The 16,573-nt window shown below is 70.3% G+C and carries 16 protein-coding genes; 10 read left to right on the plus strand and 6 right to left on the minus strand.

The window, feature by feature from the left end; all coding sequences use genetic code 11:
• Positions 1-3: 3 nt before the first annotated feature.
• From LPW41_RS06585 to LPW41_RS06595, 3 genes are all read left to right on the plus strand, one after another.
• Positions 4-1,164 (plus strand): PrsW family intramembrane metalloprotease, encoded by a 1,161-nt coding sequence (locus tag LPW41_RS06585; protein ID WP_230704386.1) that lies wholly within the window; start codon positions 4-6, stop codon positions 1,162-1,164.
• 177 nt (positions 1,165-1,341) lie between these two features.
• The gene (locus LPW41_RS06590) at positions 1,342-1,707 is read left to right on the plus strand and encodes an FKBP-type peptidyl-prolyl cis-trans isomerase (RefSeq protein ID WP_013583439.1); all 366 of its coding nucleotides are present in this window, start codon (positions 1,342-1,344) and stop codon (positions 1,705-1,707) included.
• A gap of 150 nt (positions 1,708-1,857) precedes the next feature.
• Complete coding sequence (locus LPW41_RS06595; protein WP_144828392.1) at positions 1,858-2,418, plus strand: YceI family protein; 561 nt, start codon at positions 1,858-1,860, stop codon at positions 2,416-2,418.
• A 102-nt stretch (positions 2,419-2,520) separates the two neighbouring features.
• On the opposite strand, the gene LPW41_RS06600 is transcribed toward LPW41_RS06595, so the two are convergent.
• From LPW41_RS06600 to LPW41_RS06610, 3 genes are all read right to left on the minus strand, one after another.
• Entirely contained in the window at positions 2,521-3,438 is a 918-nt protein-coding gene (locus LPW41_RS06600) for a DMT family transporter (RefSeq protein ID WP_230704387.1), read from the minus strand.
• Positions 3,439-3,536: 98 nt separating this feature from the next.
• Entirely contained in the window at positions 3,537-4,841 is a 1,305-nt protein-coding gene (locus tag LPW41_RS06605) for an MFS transporter (RefSeq protein WP_230704388.1), read from the minus strand.
• Positions 4,838-5,059, minus strand: a complete 222-nt coding sequence (locus tag LPW41_RS06610) for a DUF167 domain-containing protein (protein WP_230704389.1) — start codon at positions 5,057-5,059, stop codon at positions 4,838-4,840. The genes LPW41_RS06605 and LPW41_RS06610 overlap by 4 nt, the downstream gene beginning before the upstream one ends.
• A 238-nt stretch (positions 5,060-5,297) precedes the next feature.
• Here LPW41_RS06610 and rpsO point away from each other — a divergent pair, with 238 nt between their 5' ends.
• Complete coding sequence (rpsO, locus tag LPW41_RS06615; RefSeq protein ID WP_013583433.1) at positions 5,298-5,567, plus strand: 30S ribosomal protein S15; 270 nt, start codon at positions 5,298-5,300, stop codon at positions 5,565-5,567.
• Positions 5,568-5,891: 324 nt separating this feature from the next.
• Here the strand turns inward: rpsO and LPW41_RS06620 are convergent, their stop codons facing one another.
• Positions 5,892-6,908, minus strand: coding sequence for an isopenicillin N synthase family oxygenase (locus tag LPW41_RS06620; RefSeq protein WP_144828381.1), 1,017 nt, complete (start codon positions 6,906-6,908; stop codon positions 5,892-5,894).
• Between the two features lie 190 nt (positions 6,909-7,098).
• On the opposite strand from LPW41_RS06620, the gene efeU reads away from it, so the two are divergent.
• From efeU to efeB, 3 genes are read left to right on the plus strand one after another with little or no spacing between them, the layout of a single operon-like run.
• The gene (gene efeU, locus LPW41_RS06625; RefSeq protein ID WP_230704390.1) at positions 7,099-8,115 is read left to right on the plus strand and encodes an iron uptake transporter permease EfeU; all 1,017 of its coding nucleotides are present in this window, start codon (positions 7,099-7,101) and stop codon (positions 8,113-8,115) included.
• 59 nt (positions 8,116-8,174) lie between these two features.
• Positions 8,175-9,404 carry an iron uptake system protein EfeO gene (efeO, locus tag LPW41_RS06630; RefSeq protein ID WP_230704391.1) on the plus strand — a complete coding sequence of 410 codons (1,230 nt, stop codon included), beginning with the start codon at positions 8,175-8,177 and terminating at the stop codon, positions 9,402-9,404.
• A 2-nt stretch (positions 9,405-9,406) separates the two neighbouring features.
• Complete coding sequence (efeB, locus tag LPW41_RS06635; RefSeq protein WP_230704532.1) at positions 9,407-10,702, plus strand: iron uptake transporter deferrochelatase/peroxidase subunit; 1,296 nt, start codon at positions 9,407-9,409, stop codon at positions 10,700-10,702.
• A gap of 508 nt (positions 10,703-11,210) precedes the next feature.
• Here efeB and LPW41_RS06640 read toward each other — a convergent pair.
• Positions 11,211-12,404, minus strand: a complete 1,194-nt coding sequence (locus LPW41_RS06640) for an acyltransferase family protein (protein ID WP_308071698.1) — start codon at positions 12,402-12,404, stop codon at positions 11,211-11,213.
• Between the two features lie 34 nt (positions 12,405-12,438).
• On the opposite strand from LPW41_RS06640, the gene LPW41_RS06645 reads away from it, so the two are divergent.
• The 3 genes from LPW41_RS06645 (at position 12,439) to LPW41_RS06655 (ending at position 15,315) form a co-directional block, all read left to right on the plus strand.
• Positions 12,439-13,671: an LLM class flavin-dependent oxidoreductase gene (locus LPW41_RS06645; RefSeq protein ID WP_144828370.1), complete on the plus strand. Its 1,233-nt coding sequence runs from the start codon at positions 12,439-12,441 to the stop codon at positions 13,669-13,671.
• Between the two features lies 1 nt (position 13,672).
• Positions 13,673-14,317 carry an FMN reductase gene (locus tag LPW41_RS06650; protein ID WP_230704392.1) on the plus strand — a complete coding sequence of 215 codons (645 nt, stop codon included), beginning with the start codon at positions 13,673-13,675 and terminating at the stop codon, positions 14,315-14,317.
• 395 nt (positions 14,318-14,712) lie between these two features.
• A complete protein-coding gene (locus tag LPW41_RS06655; RefSeq protein ID WP_186325374.1) occupies positions 14,713-15,315 on the plus strand; it encodes a bifunctional 2-polyprenyl-6-hydroxyphenol methylase/3-demethylubiquinol 3-O-methyltransferase UbiG in 603 nt (200 codons plus the stop codon).
• Between the two features lie 433 nt (positions 15,316-15,748).
• Here the strand turns inward: LPW41_RS06655 and LPW41_RS06660 are convergent, their stop codons facing one another.
• Positions 15,749-16,531 (minus strand): DNA/RNA non-specific endonuclease, encoded by a 783-nt coding sequence (locus tag LPW41_RS06660; protein WP_230704393.1) that lies wholly within the window; start codon positions 16,529-16,531, stop codon positions 15,749-15,751.
• Positions 16,532-16,573: the final 42 nt, after the last annotated feature.

The following is a 16,573-nucleotide window of genomic DNA, read 5'->3' on the forward strand; positions in this document are numbered from 1 at the left end:
CGCATGAGCACCCCCTCGCCGCTGTCGCGTCCCGGGTCGGCGGAGGCTTCGCGCATCTCGACCGCGCCGCAGCCCGCCGTGTCCGCCGCCCCGCCCCGCACGCGACGCGGGGGAGTGGCGCTGTGGATCGTCGCGGTGCTCCTCGTGCCCCTGCTGGCGCTCCTGGTGCGGTACTTCACCGGCTTCCTCGGCACCGCCGCGACCTTCATCGGGTTGATCCTGGCAGCGATCCCGTTCGTGATCGTGTGGTTCGCCGTGCGCTACATCGACCGGTGGGAGCCCGAACCGCGGCGCCTGCTCGTCTTCGCGGTGGCCTGGGGGGCGATCGCCGCCGTCACCATCGCCCTCGGCGTCGACCTCGTGATCACGCTCCTGGTGGGCCGGCTGCCCGAGGCGTTCAGCGCCGTCGTGCAGGCTCCGATCGTCGAGGAGGTCGCGAAGGGCCTGGGTGTGCTGCTCATCTTCGCGTTCGCGCGCCGCGCGTTCGACGGACCCGTCGACGGCATCGTCTACGGCGCGTTGATCGGCGCCGGCTTCGCGCTCACCGAGAACGTGCAGTACTTCGCCATCAGCTACCTCGAGGGCGGGCCCGGGCAGGTCGCCACGACGTTCTTCCTGCGCGCGGTGCTCTCGCCGTTCGCGCACGTCATGTTCACCAGCCTGACCGGATTCGCGTTCGGACTCGCCGCGCGCCGCGGGCTGCGCACCGGCGCGGCGCTGGGCTATGGCTTCCCGGGTCTGATCGGGGCGATCGTGCTGCACGCCCTGTGGAACGGCTCGGCCACCTTCTTCGACTTCTTCGAGATCTACGCCGCCCTGCAGGTGCCGCTGTTCGTGCTGTTCATCCTGGGCGTCCTGGCGCTGCGCCGGGAGGAGTCGCGACTCACCCGCGCCCGCCTCGGCGAATACGCAGCCGCTGGGTGGTTCACCCCCCAAGAGGTCGACATGCTCGCGACCGGTCCGGGGCGCAGGTCGGCGCTCGCGTGGGCGCGCACGCTGCCGGGCGACCGGTCGCCGGTGATGAAGTCGTTCATCGCGGATGCCACGGCGCTCGCCGCCGCTCGCCAACGGGCGATCTCGGGTCGAGACCCGCACGCGACCGCGGCTGAACGCTATCTGCTCGAGCGCACCACGGCGGCGCGCGCGACCCTGCTCTCGCGCTGACGCCGCCCGACGTGGCCGATGTCACCCGCCGGGGGTCTTGACACCGTCCGAGGTCGGGAGCACCATCGTGTCAGGCCAACTCAGCGCCCGGGAGACACGCAGGCATCGCCGCGGCACCGGGCGCTGAGTCTTTGTCCAGGGGCTTCGCCGATCGGTTCGGCGTGCTTGGATGGATGCATGACTGATCGCACCAAGCCGGAGTTCGACGCTCCCAGCGGCCCCGCCCCCTCCGACCTCGTCATCCGCGACATCATCGTCGGCGACGGCGACGAGGCCAAGCCCGGTGACACCGTCACCGTGCACTACGCCGGTGTCGAGTACGAGTCGGGCGAAGAGTTCGACTCGTCGTGGGGCCGTGGCGAGAGCATTCAGTTCCCCCTGCGCGGACTGATCCAGGGCTGGCAGGACGGCATCCCGGGCATGAAGGTCGGCGGACGCCGTGAGCTGGTCATCCCGCCGCACCTCGCCTACGGCCCCGCCGGAGGACACTTCCTCGGCGGCAAGACCCTCATCTTCATCATCGACCTGCTCAAGGTCGGCTGACCTTCCGTTCGTCACCGGACGTTCACGAACCCGAGGGGGCTGCGGCCTTCTCGGGTTCGTCATTTTCCACGATCGTGGAATACATTCGTGTGAATGGGAGTTGGCCCTCGTCAGGACGCCGAAACGGCTCCCCAGATCTCAAGGAGTGACATGACCGACACCACCGCCCTCGACATCCCCGGCTACAAGACCGGCACCTGGGTCCTCGACCCGAGCCACAGCGAGGTCACCTTCTCGGTGCGCCACATGATGATCTCGAAGGTGCGCGGCACCTTCGGCGTCAAGAGCGCTACCATCGTCGCCCCCGAGAACCCCCTCGAGGCCACCGTCGAGGCGTCGGTCGACGTCACCTCGGTCGACACCAAGGACGAGGGTCGCGACCAGCACCTCCGTTCGGCCGAGTTCTTCGACATCGAGACCTACCCGACGATGGACTTCCGCTCCACCGGCGTTCGCCTCGAAGACGGCGACTTCCTCGTCGACGGCGACCTGACCATCCGCGGCGTCACCAAGCCCGCCACCTTCTCGCTCGACTTCGGTGGCTTCGGCACCGACCCGTGGGGCAACTACAAGGCCGGCGCGACCGCCAAGACGGTCATCAACCGCGAGGACTTCGGCCTCACCTGGAACGCGGCCCTCGAGAAGGGCGGCGTTCTCGTCGGCAAGGACGTCACCATCGAGCTCGACCTGCAGCTCTCGCTCCAGGCGTGATCTTCACGAGGGTCCGGATGCCGCGGCATCCGGGCCCTCGTCGTTTCCGTGCGGTCCCGGATGCCATGGCATCCGGGACTGTCGTGTTTTCGGGGCGGTGCGTCAGGCGTGCGCTCGGCGGGGGAGTCGGATCCGCTGCTGCACCAACAGGATGCCGAGGAAGACGACGGCGGCGCCGACCGGTTCGTTCCAACTGATGGTCTCGCCCAGCACGACGATGCCCAGGGCGACGCCGACGACGGGCGTGATGTAGGTGACGGTCGACGCACGCGTGGGACCCCAGGCGCGCAGCGTGTTCTGGTTCCAGACGTAGGCGACGCCGGTGCCGAGCACGCCGAGGGCGACGATGCTCGCCACGACGGGCAGGTCGAGGCGAGGCGGCTCGGCCAGGATGAACGGCGACAGCAGCACCATGAGGGCGGCGGCGGGGCCGATGTAGCCGAAGGCGAAGGCCACGCCCGAGAGGCCGCTGTCGCCGAGGAAGCGCCGCATGTAGGCGAGGCTGAAGCCGTAGCAGGCGGTCGCGCCGAGCAGCGCGAGCTGGGCGATGGTGCTGTCGCCGACCTCGCCGACGGCCCCGGGGGCGATGATGATCGCCACGCCCGCGATGCCGACGCCGATGCCGACGAGCTGACCGGCGCGGAGCTTCTCGACGCGGAACACCGCCCAGGCCATCACCGCCGTCATGATCGGCGTGGTGGCGTTGAAGATGCTCGCCAGGCCCGACGACACGTGCTGCTCGGCCCACGCGAACAGCAGGAACGGTACGACGCAGAACGACACCGACAAGACACACAGGTGCGCCCAGACGCGCAGGGTGCGGGGGAGTCGCTCGCGTCGGATCGCCACGATCGCCGCGAGGGCGAGGGCTCCGAACAGCAGTCGGCCGCCCGCGACCTGCGCCGGGGTCATGCCGGTGAGCGCGACGGCGATGAAGAGGAAGCTCGACCCCCACACGATGCCCGTGAGCACGAACTGCACGGTGATCGAGACGGGGGAGGAAGCGGGGGTGGATGCCACGGAGCCGACACTACGGCCGACCACCGACATCGTGCGGGCCGGTCGGCTGCGACGGCCAAAATCCGCCGACGATCGGCAGGCGCGTGTCGGGCGGCGGGTCAGGGCTGCGGGTCGAGCGCGTCGTACGCGCGGAACCGCGGCGTGAACCGCACCAGCGTGCCGACGAGCCCGAGGATGACGACCCCGCCGAACAAGGGCGGAACCCACAGTGCCGTCAGCGTCGCCAGCGTGCCGGCGTAGAGGGCTCCGATGCGGGGGCCGCCCGCCACCACGACGACGAAGATGCCCTGCAGGCGCCCCCGCATGGCATCCGGGACTGCCGCCTGCATCATGGTCGATCGATAGATCGCGCTGACGTTGTCGGCCGCTCCCGAGACCGCGAGCACGAGCGCCGCGAGCACGATCAGCAGCACCGCCCCGTTCTCTTCGCCGGTGTCGGCGGGGCGCGCCCAGCCCAGGGTCGCGGCCAGGAGCACGACGCCGAACGCGGCGATCGACAGCCCGTACACCTGGATCGCGCGTTCGATGCCGAGCCCCTGGCGACGCACGCGACCGATCGGGCCCGAGAACAGGCTCGAGAAGAACGCCCCCGCCGCGACCGCCGCGGTGAGGACACCCGTGGTGATCGCCCCACCGCCGAGGAGGACCGCGCCGATCGCCGGGAACAGCGCCACGGGCTGGCCGAAGGTCATCGCGATGATGTCGAGCACGTACTGCAGGCGGATGTTCGGCGCGCGGCGCAGGAAGCGCATGCCGTCGCGGAGCGACTCGAGACCGGGCCGCACGATCTCGCCCTCGGGGCGGAGCTTGGGAAGCGACCACAGCCCGAGGAACAGCGAGGTCATGAGCAGCACGTCGAGGGAGTAGGTCCACGCGTACCCCGCGAACGCGACCAGGACGCCGGCGAGGGCCGGGCCCGCCATGACCATGATCCCCACCGTCACGCCCTGCAGCGCCGCGGCCGCGGGCAGCAGGTCGCGCGAGATCAGGCGCGGGGTGATCGCCGACTTGGTCGCCATGACGATCGAGTTCGCCGCGGAGTTCACCACGCTCAGCACGAACAGCCACGCCACGGTCTCGAGGCCGGTCCACGCGAGCACCGCCAGCAACGCCGTAGAGACGAAGGTCACCACGGCCGCGAGCAGCGCCACGGTGCGTCGATCGAACGCGTCGGCGAGCATTCCGCCGTACAGGCCCGCGACGATCATGGGCAGCAGCCCCGCCACGGCGATCATCGACACGGCGAGGGTGCTCTGGGTGAGCTCGAACACGTGCAGCATGACGGCGACGACCGTGAGCTGACCGCCGAGGCCGGCGAGCGTCGACCCGACCCACAGGCGCGCGAACGCGGGAGAGGTGGTCAGCGGACGGATGTCGATGAAGGCGCTCTGGCGCACGCTCATGCGTCGACCTCGATCCGCTTGGTGCGCGCGGAGTGGCCGCGCAGGATCTCGACGTCGCGCGGGGCCACCGCGAAGTGGGCGGCCAGGGCCCTCACGACGCCGTCGTTGGCCGCACCGTCGACGGCGCGCTCGCGGACGTGGACCACGAGCCCGTCGGCGGTGTCTTCCACGAGGGGGCCGCGCCGGCTTCCGGGTTTGACGCGGACGGTGAGCTGCACGGATCGAGGTTACGCCAGGCCTCCGACACCGTCGGTCGCGTGCGGCGTCGGATTCGCGGCATCCGGATCCCCTCGAAGAGCACGCTGCGGGGCCGGGCTCGAGCGTCGCCGACCGGTGCGGTCTCGGCATCCGGATGCTGGTAGACTCATGCGGTTGCCGTTCGATCGGCCGCGGATAAAGAGAGCTCGCACATCGTGTGACGGGCGCCGCGCAATGAGAAGGAAGGGGATCCCATCTATGGCACTCGAAGCAGACGTCAAGAAGGCGATCATCGAAGAGTACGCGACGCACCCCGGTGACACCGGATCCCCCGAGGTGCAGGTCGCGATGATGACGCAGCGCATCAAGGACCTCACCGAGCACCTCAAGATCCACAAGCACGACCACCACTCGCGCCGTGGACTCTTCCTGCTCGTCGGTCAGCGCCGTCGCCTGCTGGGTTACCTGCAGGATGTCGACATCAACCGTTACCGCTCGCTCATCGAGCGTCTCGGTCTGCGTCGCTAATCGCACCAGCGTTCTATCGCGCAAAACATTCTTGGAAGGCCGCCCCACGGTGTGGGGCGGCCTTCGTCATTCCCGGATGCGGGGAGAGAGGTCGCTGAGCCTGTTGAAGGGGCCGGCGGCTTCGACAGGCTCAGCCACCTGGGTCGCGCAGGGGCCGGTGGCTTCGACAGGCTCAGCCACCTCGGTCGCGAAAGGACCGGTGACTTCGACAGGCTCAGCCACCTCCGTCGCGAAGGGGTGGGTGGCGTCGACAGGCTCAGCCACCTTGGTCGCGAAAGGACCGGGGGCTTCGACAGGCTCAGCCACCTGGATTGCAAACAGGGTTCAGGATGCCGCGCGGGCGGCGACCAGGTCGGGGTGCCAGCGCTCGGCCACGTCGGGGTGGGCGCGCAGCCGTGACTTGAGCGCGTTCTCGCCGTAGGTCGCGTGGATGGGGTTCGACGGGTCCTGCGAGACGCCGCGGGCATCGGCGGCGAGCTCGGCGGGAAGCTCGATGATCGGCAGGCGCGCGTCGAGGGCCGGGTTGAAGAAGAACGGCACCGAGATGCGCTCGTCGGGGAAGCGCGGCGAGATCACCCGGTGGTTGGTCGCCGTGAGGTAGCCCTGCGTGGCGTACTCGAGCAGTTCGCCGATGTTGACGACGAAGGCCCCTGAGACCGGGGGAGCGTCGACCCACTCGCCGTCGCGCTCGACCTGCAGGCCGCCCTTTCCGGGCTCGACCCACAGCAGGGTGAGCACGCCCGAGTCCTTGTGGGCGCCGACCCCTTGCTGGGGAGTCGGGTCGTCCTTGCCGGGGTAGCGGACGATCTTGATGAGGGTCTGCGGGTCGCCGAAGTGGCGGTCGAAGTACTGCTCCTCGGCGCCGAGCGCGAGGGCCCAGGCGCGCAGGAGCTTACGGGCGATGCCGGTGAGGTGATCGTGCCACTCGGCCACGACCTCCTGCAGCTCGGGCTGAGCGGCGGGCCAGAGGTTGGGTCCGACGAGACGGTTGTAGCCGGGGCCGTCGGGGTCGGTCACGGGCTCGCGCTCGGGGCCGATGTCGATCTGCTCGCGCCAGTCGACGCGGCCTTGCGTCAGCTCGCCGCCGACGCGGGTGTAGCCGCGGAAGTGCGGGCTCGTGACGTTCTCGATCGACAGTTTCTCGGCCTCGGGCAGGGCGAAGAAGTCCTTCGCGGCCTGCAGCAGGCGCTCCTCAAGGGCGGGGCTCACGCCCGTGCCGGTGAGGTAGAAGAATCCGACGTCGTGCGTCGCGGCGCGCAGCTCGTCGCGGAACCGGGCGGCGGCATCCGGCCCCTGATCGAGGAGCGAGAGGTCGAGGACGGGGAGATTGAGCTCGGACATGGGTCGAGGCTAGATCGGCGCGAGATGGCGCGCGCGAATGTTGCCGCGGGTTACTTCCGAGGTTCTGAAGGCGACTTCAAGGTGCGCGAATCGACGAATGTGCGTAATCTGTCACAGTCAGGTGAGGCTGTCCTTACCTGATCCGCACCGTCGCGGCCCCGTCCTCTCACGAAAGTCGGAACACCCGCCCGTGCTTGCCAGCTTCTTCGCCACCTTCCTCATCGGCCTCCGCGAAGGCCTCGAGGCCGCGCTCGTCGTCGGCATCCTCGTGGCCTACCTCACGCGCGTCGGCCGGCGCGACGCGCTGCCGAAGCTGTGGACCGGAGTGGGCCTGGCGATCGCGCTCGCGCTCGCCATCGGCGCCGCGTTCACCTTCAGCGCCTACATGCTCACCTTCGAGGCGCAGGAGCTGCTCGGCGGCGGACTGTCGCTGGTCGCGGTGGCGATGGTCACCTGGATGATCTTCTGGATGCAGAAGGCCGGCCGCACGATGAAGTCGGGCCTCGAAGGCGGCGTCGACAAGGCGCTGCGCGGGGGCGTCTGGGCGCTCGTCGCGATCGGGTTCGTCTCGGTCGCCCGGGAAGGCGTCGAGACGACGCTGTTCCTGTGGGCCATGGTGCAGTCGTTCCAGGACCAGGCGATCGCGTTGATCGGCGCCGTCATCGGCCTCGGCGTCGCCGCGGTGCTCGGATGGTTCATCGCGCGCGGCATGCTGCGCCTCAACCTCGGCCGCTTCTTCACCTGGAGTGGGGGCTTCCTCGTCGTCGTGGCCGCGGGCGTGTTGGCCTACGCCTTCCACGACCTGCAGGAGGCCGGTGCCCTGCCCGGTCCGTTCGGGGCCGGCGCTCCCGTCGATCCCGCGACCGGACTCGTCGCGATCGGCTGGGCGGGTCTTCCCTTCGGCTGGGCCTTCGACGTCTCCGCCGTGATCGCGCCCGACAGCGCGCTCGCCGCGCTGCTGCAGGCCACCGTCGGCTTCATGCCGAAGATGACGTGGCTGCAGGTGATCGCGTGGGTGGTCTACATCGCCGTGGTCGTGCCGTTGTTCATCCGCGGCGTCCGCGGCAACCGCCGACCGCGCGCCGCGCAGGCCGCTGCAGCCGCGTCGGTCCCGGCCGCCCCCGCGGCCGCACCCTCGCCCGCCCCGGCCTCGCCGACCACCCCTGTCGCGCGGACCACCTCGACCGCGACCCCCGCCACGTCCTGACCCTTCTTCCGCGTGCGCTGGGCGCCGCGGCATCCGCCCCACATTCGAACGGAGCACCCATGAATTCGACACGCCTCCTCGCGGCCACGGCCGTGGCCGGCGCGGCCGTCCTCGCCCTCTCGGGCTGCGTCGCCAAGGCCGACGCGGCCGCCGGGGGAGCGCTCGCCGTCACCTCGACCGCGGACGACTGCGCGGTGTCGGCGAGCACGGCGCCCAGTGGCACCGTCGCGTTCGACATCGCGAACAAGAGCGACCAGGTGACCGAGTTCTACCTGCTGGCTTCCGACGGCCTGCGCATCGTCGGCGAGGTCGAGAACGTCGCCCCGGGTGCCTCGCGCACCCTCACGGTCGTCGCCCAGCCCGGCGACTACTTCACCCTCTGCAAGCCCGGCATGGTCGGCGACGGCGTCGGCAAGAAGAGCTTCACGGTCACGGGTGACGCGGTCGCGGTCGAGGGTCCGGATGCCGAGCAGAAGAAGCAGGCCGTCGACCTCTACGCCGCGTTCGTGAAGGACCAGACGGGCCAGCTCCTCCCCGCCGTGCAGAGCTTCACCGCCGCCTACGAGTCGGGCGACGACGCCACCGCCCGCGAGCAGTTCCCGCGCGTGCGGGCGTTCTACGAGCGCATCGAGCCGATCGCGGAGGCGCTGGGCGACCTCGACCCGCGCATCGACTACCGCGAGGTCGACGCGGTCGCCGAGGGCCTGGAGTGGACCGGGTTCCACCGCATCGAAAAGGACCTGTGGGTCCCCGCGCAGGATGCGCTCAACGCCGACGGCGAGACGCCCGCGTGGAAGGACTGGGCGCCCTCGACGCCCGCCGAGCGCGCGACCTACGGCGACAAGCTGATCGCCGACACGCAGGAGCTGTACGACTACGTGCACTCCGACACCTTCACGCAGACCCTCGAGGACCAGGGCGTGGCGGGCATCTCGAACGGCGCGATCGCGCTGCTCGACGAGGTCGCGACCGGCAAGATCAGCGGTGAAGAGGACTGGTGGTCGGGAACCGACCTCAACGACTTCGCCGCGAACGTCGAGGGCTCGAAGATGGCCTTCTCGCTCGTGCGCGACTTCGCCGAGTCGAAGGGCGACAAGGGTGCCGAGCTCGTCACCCGCATCGACGCCGGGTACGCCGACCTCGAGGCGGCACTGGCGACCTACGGCTCGCTCGACGCCGGCTTCGTTCCCTACAGCCAGGTCACCGAGGCCGACAAGCGCCAGCTCACCGACCTCATCAACGCCCTCGCCGAGCCGCTGTCGCAGCTGACGGTCACGATCCTGGAGTGAGCATGAGCGACGCCGAGAACGCTGCCGACGAGAAGACTTCGGATGCCGGTGGCCTGTCCCGCCGCGGACTGATGGGGCTGGCGCTGGGCGCCGGCGCCACGGGACTCGTCGTGGGCGCGGGCGGCGGCCTCGTCGGCGGGCAGGCGTTCGCGCGCGAGCAGCAGAAGGCGGTGATGGATGCCGCGGCGCCGGCCAGCGGCATCCATCAGCCCGGGATCACGACGGAGGTGCAGGAGCACCTGCACTTCGCGTCGTACGACATGATGGCGCGCACCACCCGCGACGACCTGGCCGAGCTGCTGTCGGACTGGACGTACGCAGCCACCCGCATGATGCAGGGGCTTGAGGTGAGCGCGAGCGGCGCCGTCAACGGCTCGCCCGAAGCCCCGCCCGACGACACCGGCGAGGCGCTCGGCCTGCCCGCCAGCAACCTCACGATCACCTTCGGCTTCGGTCCCTCGCTGTTCGACCAGCGCTTCGGTCTCGAGGCGCAGAAGCCCGCGGGGCTCGAGAGGCTCCCGGCCTTCCTCGGCGACGACCTCGACCCGCTCCGCTCCGACGGCGACCTGTGCATCCAGGCGTGCGCCGACGACCCCCAGGTCGCCGTGCACGCGATCCGCAACCTCAGTCGCATCGCCTTCGGGCGGGCGACCATCCGGTGGTCGCAGCTCGGATTCGGCCGCACGTCGAAGACCACGGCCGACCAGTCCACGCCGCGCAACCTGTTCGGCTACAAGGACGGAACGGCCAACATCCTCGCCGACGACACGGGCGCTCTCGACGAGAACGTGTGGGTGTCGGCGTCCGAGGGTCCGGCGTGGCTCGCGGGCGGGTCGTATCTCGTCGCGCGCCGCATCGCGATGCTCATCGAGACGTGGGACCGCACGCGCCTCGCCGAGCAGGATCGCGTCGTCGGGCGCGACAAGGCGAACGGCGCCCCGCTCTCGGGCGGCGACGAGTTCGCCGCGCCCGACTTCTCGGCCGTGGGGGCGACGGGCAAGCCCGCGATCGACGCGCGCAGTCACGTGCGGCTCGCGCATCCCGACATGAACGGCGGCATCCGCATCCTCCGCCGCGGATACAACTTCGTCGACGGCACGACCGATCTCGGACGCCTCAACGCGGGGCTGTTCTTCCTGTCGTTCCAGAAGAGCCCCGACCGCTTCATCACCCTGCAGAAGGCCCTGGCGACGGATGCCATGGGCGAATACCTGCGCCACGTGGGCTCGGGACTGTGGGCCGTGCCGCCCGCCGCCCCGGCCGGCACCTCGATCGGCGCGGGCCTGCTCGGGGCGTAGGGTTCCGGTCGGCTGGTGGCTGAGCGTGTCGAAGCCACCGGGCGCGCGCGGGTTCCGGTCGGCAGGTGGCTGAGCTTGTCGAAGCCACCGGGCGTCTGCGTGTTCCGGTCCCTTCGACAGGCTCAGGGACCTCGATACGAAGTCACCGGGCGTCTGCGGGTTCCGGTCGGCAGGTGGCTGAGCTTGTCGAAGCCACCGGGCGCGCGCGGGTTTCGGTCCCTTCGACAGGCTCAGGGACCTCGCTACGAAGTCACCGGGCGTTTGCGGGTTCCGGTCGATAGGTGGCTGAGCTTGTCGAAGTCACCGGGCGTCTGCGGGTTCCGGTCCCTTCGACAGGCTCAGGGACCTCGCTACGAAGTCACCGGGCGTTTGCGGGTTCCGGTCGGCAGGTGGCTGAGCTTGTCGAAGTCACCGGGCGCGCGCGGGGTTCCGGTCCCTTCGACGGGCTCAGGGACCTCGCTGGGTAGGTGGCTGAGCTTGTCGAAGCCACCGGGTCCCTTCGACAGGCTCAGGGACCTCGCCGGGCAGCTGCGGGCTCGCGGCCTGCGCCGAGCGCGCGATCGCGGAAGAGCCACGGCATCCGGGGCTCGACGAGCGGGCGGAAGACGCGCCGCACCGGGCGGCTCGACAGCGCCACGGCGATGGCGACGCTCGCGACGACGACGACCGGGATCCACACCCACATCGGCTCGAGCCCGCGCAGCACCCCCGACTGGCGGAACGGGTAGAGCACGAACGTGTGCAGCAGGTAGACGTACATCGTGGAGCGGCCGAGGTGCGTCCACCGGGTCTCGTGGCGCGGGATCAGCACGAGGAACGCCGCCATCAGCACGAGCGCGAGCGCGATGATCGCCAGGCGCACGGCGCCCGCCCACCACTGCGGGGCGTCGAGATCGACGTAGGCGTCGACGAAGAAGAACCACGTCCCCAAGCGCAGGTCCTGCCACGTGTCGACGAACACGAAGGCGAGCACGCCGGCCCCCGCGAGGATGCCCGCGGCGGTGACCCGCATCCATACCGGGCGGCTGGCGAGCAGGCCGAGGCGCGCGACGACGTCGTGCTCGCGCAGCCACCACCCGAGGGTGAAGAACGGCAGCAGGCCGAGGAAGCGCGAGACCGAGAAGGTCGAGTCGATGCTCGGCAGGTATCCCGCCGCGATCGAGATCGCCAGTGCCCAGACGACGGGCGCGCGCAGTAGGGCCAGATACGGCAGGGCGACGCGGAACAGCGCGAGAGCGAGCAGGAACCACAGGGTCCACGACGGCTGGGCAGGGTCGAGGTTCGTGCGGCCGGTGACGGCGAACTGCACGATCGTCCAGAGGGTCTCGAAGATCACGTACGGCGCGATGAGGTCGGTGAATACGCGCGCGATCCGCCGCCGCGTGGGCTCGGCCGCCGACGAGAAGTAGCCCGAGACGAGGGCGAACAGCGGCATGTGGAACGCGTAGACGAGCAGGTACAGTGCCTCCGCGGCATCCGAGTCGGAGGTCAGACGCTGGATCGCGTGTCCGAGCACGACGAGCACGATCGCGGCGAAGCGGGCGTTGTCCCAGAAGGGCACGCGCGAGGTCGCGGGGGTGGGGGTCGCGGCATCCGTCATCTCGGGCGACGCTAGTCGCGAGGCGGCGACGGGTCGACGGGGGCGGTTTCCGGATGCCGATGAGGTAAGCGGAATAAAGCTGGGCGTGGTGCGTTCCACCATGTATATTCAGATGCATACAAACGGAGGTCGCATCATGAACGAGACGAACACCTGGCCCGGAATGCAGTTCGGTGTCATGACGGTGAGCGACATCACCCAGGACCCGACCACCGGCACGACGCCGAGCGAAGCCCAGCGCATCAAGGACACGCTCACGATCGCCAAGCACACCGAAGAGGTCGGCCTCGACGTCTTCGCCCTCGGCGAGCACCACAACCCGCCGTTCTGGTCGTCGTCGCCCACGACGACGCTCGCGTACATCGCGGCCCAGACCGAGCGCCTCATCCTCACGACCTCCACGACGCTCATCACCACGAACGACCCGGTGAAGATCGCCGAAGACTTCGCGATGCTGCAGCACGTCTCGAACGGTCGCGCCGACCTCATGCTCGGCCGCGGCAACACCGGTCCGGTCTACCCCTGGTTCGGCAAGGACATCCGTCAGGGTCTGCCGCTGACCATCGAGAACTACGACCTGCTGCACAAGCTGTGGCGTGAAGACGTCGTCGACTGGGAGGGCAAGTTCCGCACCCCGCTGCAGGGCTTCACCTCGACCCCGCGTCCCCTCGACGGGGTGCCCCCGTTCGTCTGGCACGGCTCGATCCGCACGCCCGAGATCGCCGAGCAGGCCGCCTACTACGGCAACGGCTTCTTCGCGAACAACATCTTCTGGCCCAAGGAGCACTACCAGCGCCTCATCACGCTGTACCGCGAGCGCTTCGCGCACTACGGCCACGGCACGCCGCAGCAGGCGATCGTCGGCCTCGGTGGACAGGTGTTCATGCGCGCCAACTCCCAGGACGCCGTGCGCGAGTTCCGCCCGTACTTCGACAACGCGCCCGTCTACGGCCACGGCCCGAGCCTCGAGGACTTCAGCGAGATGACCCCGCTGACCGTCGGCTCGCCGCAGCAGATCATCGACCGCTACGCCGCGATGCGCGAGACGTTCGGCGACTACCAGCGCCAGCTCTTCCTCATCGACCACGCCGGTCTTCCCACCAAGACCGTGCTCGAGCAGCTCGACATCCTGGGCGGCGAGGTCGTGCCGGTGCTGCGCAAGGAGCTGCAGAAGAACCGCCCGGCCGAGGTGCCCGACGCTCCCACGCACGCCAACCAGATCGAGAAGATCTACGCCGGCGCGGCTCCGCGTCAGGCGGTTCCCGGTGCGAACCGCGGCGACAACATGGTGTCGGGCAGCCCCTACCAGGATGCCGCGCCCCGCTCGGGCAGCGCGTTCGGTGCGGCCGCGTCGAAGGTCGGTGCCTGAGATGGCGGCCCGTCGCATCGCGGTCATCACCGCCGGACTCTCGACTCCCTCGTCGACTCGCATGCTCGGCGACCGGCTCAGCCACGCCGTGCTCGCGGAACTGCGCGAGCGCGGGATCGATGCCACCGCCGACGTCTTCGAGCTGCGCGACTACGCCCACGAACTGACCGACAACCTGCTCACCGGCTTCGCCCCGCCCGCCCTCGAGCAGATGATCAACACGGTCGTCTCGGCCGACGGGATCATCGCGGTGACGCCGATCTTCTCGACCAGCTACTCGGGTCTGTTCAAGTCGTTCATCGATGTGCTCGACCCGCAGGCGCTCACCGGAACCCCCGTGCTCATCGGAGCGAACGCCGGCACCGCCCGGCACTCGCTCGCGATCGACTACGCGATCCGTCCGCTGTTCACCTACCTGCACGCCAACCCCGTGCCGACCGGTGTGTTCGCCGCCTCGAGCGACTGGGGTGCCAACGCCGACGAGGTCGCCCCGCTCGGATCCCGCGTCGACCGCGGCGCCCGTGAGCTCGCGGATGCCATCGCCGCCCGCGAACCCGTGCGCGACGCCGACCCGTTCGACCCCTCGTCGTACCTCGGCGAAGGCCGCTCGTTCGGCCACCTGCTGGGTGGTCTGTCGGGGGAGTGACCCTGTGACGGAGCCCCGTCGCCCGTTCGTTCGGGTGGCGGGGCTTCGTGCTGTGCGCGCGGCGGCGCAGAGTGAGCGATTCGCGCAGGTTCAGTTGTCATCGGGGGTTTCGGGCTGAGGATGTGCGGATCGCTGAGGGTGCGCGGATCGCGGTGTGCGGGCGTGACGGCGCAGGGTGAGCGATTCGCGCAACTTCAGTCGTCATCGGGGGTTTCGTGCTGAGGATGTGCGGATCGCTGAGGGTGCGCGGATCGCGCTCCGTTGGAGGCGGTCGGTGCAGCGGATGCGGAGCGGTGAGGCGACGGCATCCGTTCTGCCGCCTCGGTTCGACGGCGACGCGGGCCCCGGGGCGCTCGCACGCGGATCTAGGGTGGGAGCGAGCCGGAGGAGACCGAATGGATGCCACGCAGTGGGACGAGCGCTACCGCGCTTCCGCCGGGGGAGTGTGGGCGACCCAGCCTCCCGCCGTCGTCCGTGAGATCGCCGGCGCGCTCGCACCGGGTTCCGCGATCGACGTGGCAACCGGCGACGGACGCACCGCCCTCTGGCTGGCGCAGCGCGGCTGGACGACGACGGGCATCGACTTCTCGAGTGCGGGTCTCGCGCTCGCCGCTGCCCGCCCGGGCGGCGACGCGGTCTCGTGGGTGCGTGCCGATGTGCACGAGTTCGAGCCCGCGGCATCCGTCGATCTGGTGGTGTCGTGCTACCTGCATCTGCGCGACAACGCCGCGGCCATTGCGCGGATCGCGGAGTGGGTCGCCGTCGGCGGGACGCTCGTGGTGATCGGCCACGACGTCGACAACATCGCCGCGGGCGGACACGGACCCTCCGACCCAGCGATCCTCTACACGCCCAAGCTGTTGAGCGGCGCGCTCGACGACCGCTTCCGCATCGAGCGCTGCGAGCAGGTGACGCGAGGGACCGCCGATTCCGAGCTGCGCGACGGGCACGCGCACCCCGCGATCGACACGGTGCTGCACGCGGTGCGGGTGCGCTGAGAAGCGGCGGCCGGCGCTGCCGACCCGCCGGTGACCGGGGGCTTCGACAGGCTCCGCCACCTGGGGTGCGACGGGGCGGTCGATCCGCGCGTGACCGGGGGCTTCGACGGGCTCAGCCACCTGGGGTGCGACGGGGCGGTCGGTCCGCGCGTGACCGGGCGCTTCGACGGGCTCAGCCACCTGGGGTGCGACGGGGCGGTCGGTCCGCGCGTGACCGGGGGGCTTTGACGGGCTCAGTCACCTGGGGTGCGACGGGGCGGTCGGTCCGCGCGTGACCGGGGGCTTCGACGGGCTCAGCCACCTGGGGTGCGACGGGTCGGTCGATCCGCGCGTGACCGGGGGGCTTCGACGGGCTCAGTCACCTGGGTTGCGACGGGGCGGTCGGTCCGCGCGTGACCGGGGGCTTCGACGGGCTCAGTCACCTGCGCGCACCTCACAGCACGATGTCGTCGGCGCTCCGCAGCTCGCGTGCGGCGACCGGGCGCAGCCCGCGACGCACGAAGGTGTCGGCGTCGACGAGCGGGCCGACGTCGACGCCCGCTTCGGCCGCGATGTCGGCGATCGGCACCTGGAAGGTGCGGAACGCGCCGAGGGGCGGCACGACGAGGCCCTGCCGGGTGTCGACCAGCTCGCTCTGATCGAGCACAAACCCGGCCGCCGCGAGCGTGTCGCCCTGACGCCACGCGGCGATCTTCCAGAACCGCAGCGGTACCCGGATGCCGCGGTAGGGCGGGTCGTCGTCGGCGAGCACCGGCGCGGTGAACACGGCGATGCGCTGGTCGATCGCCTCGGCGTAGGCCAGCACGTGGTCTTCGAGTCCGAGCCAGAGCTCTTTCGACTGGTTGAAGCCGGCGGCCTGCGGAGCGGCGTTCGTGTAGAAGAACGTCGCCTCGGTGGCCTCGCGCGCCTCATTGGTGGCGCCCCAACCCGGATCACGGCGGCGCACGAGATGCCCGCGGTCGAGGTCGTTGCGGCTGTAGACCTCGGGCCCGGCCTGCGCCTCGGCGGGAGCACGCGAGTCGAGACGCCACTCACCCGTGCGCGGCAGATCGAGCAGGCTCGCTCCGTCGATCACCACGGCGGTGACCGCCGCGAAACGCCGCTGCTTATCGAGCAGCACGCTGAAGCGCGGGTAGTCGAGCCGCGTGGTGGGCTGCGCGGGAGAGGGGAGGGGCAGGGGGATGCCGAGGAAGTCCGGGTCGTAACCGTCGCTCATGCCTCCATCGTGCCGGTGACCTCCGACATCGCGACAGACTGG

Source organism: Microbacterium sp. JC 701, from assembly GCF_021026215.1.
GTDB lineage: Bacteria > Actinomycetota > Actinomycetes > Actinomycetales > Microbacteriaceae > Microbacterium > Microbacterium algihabitans.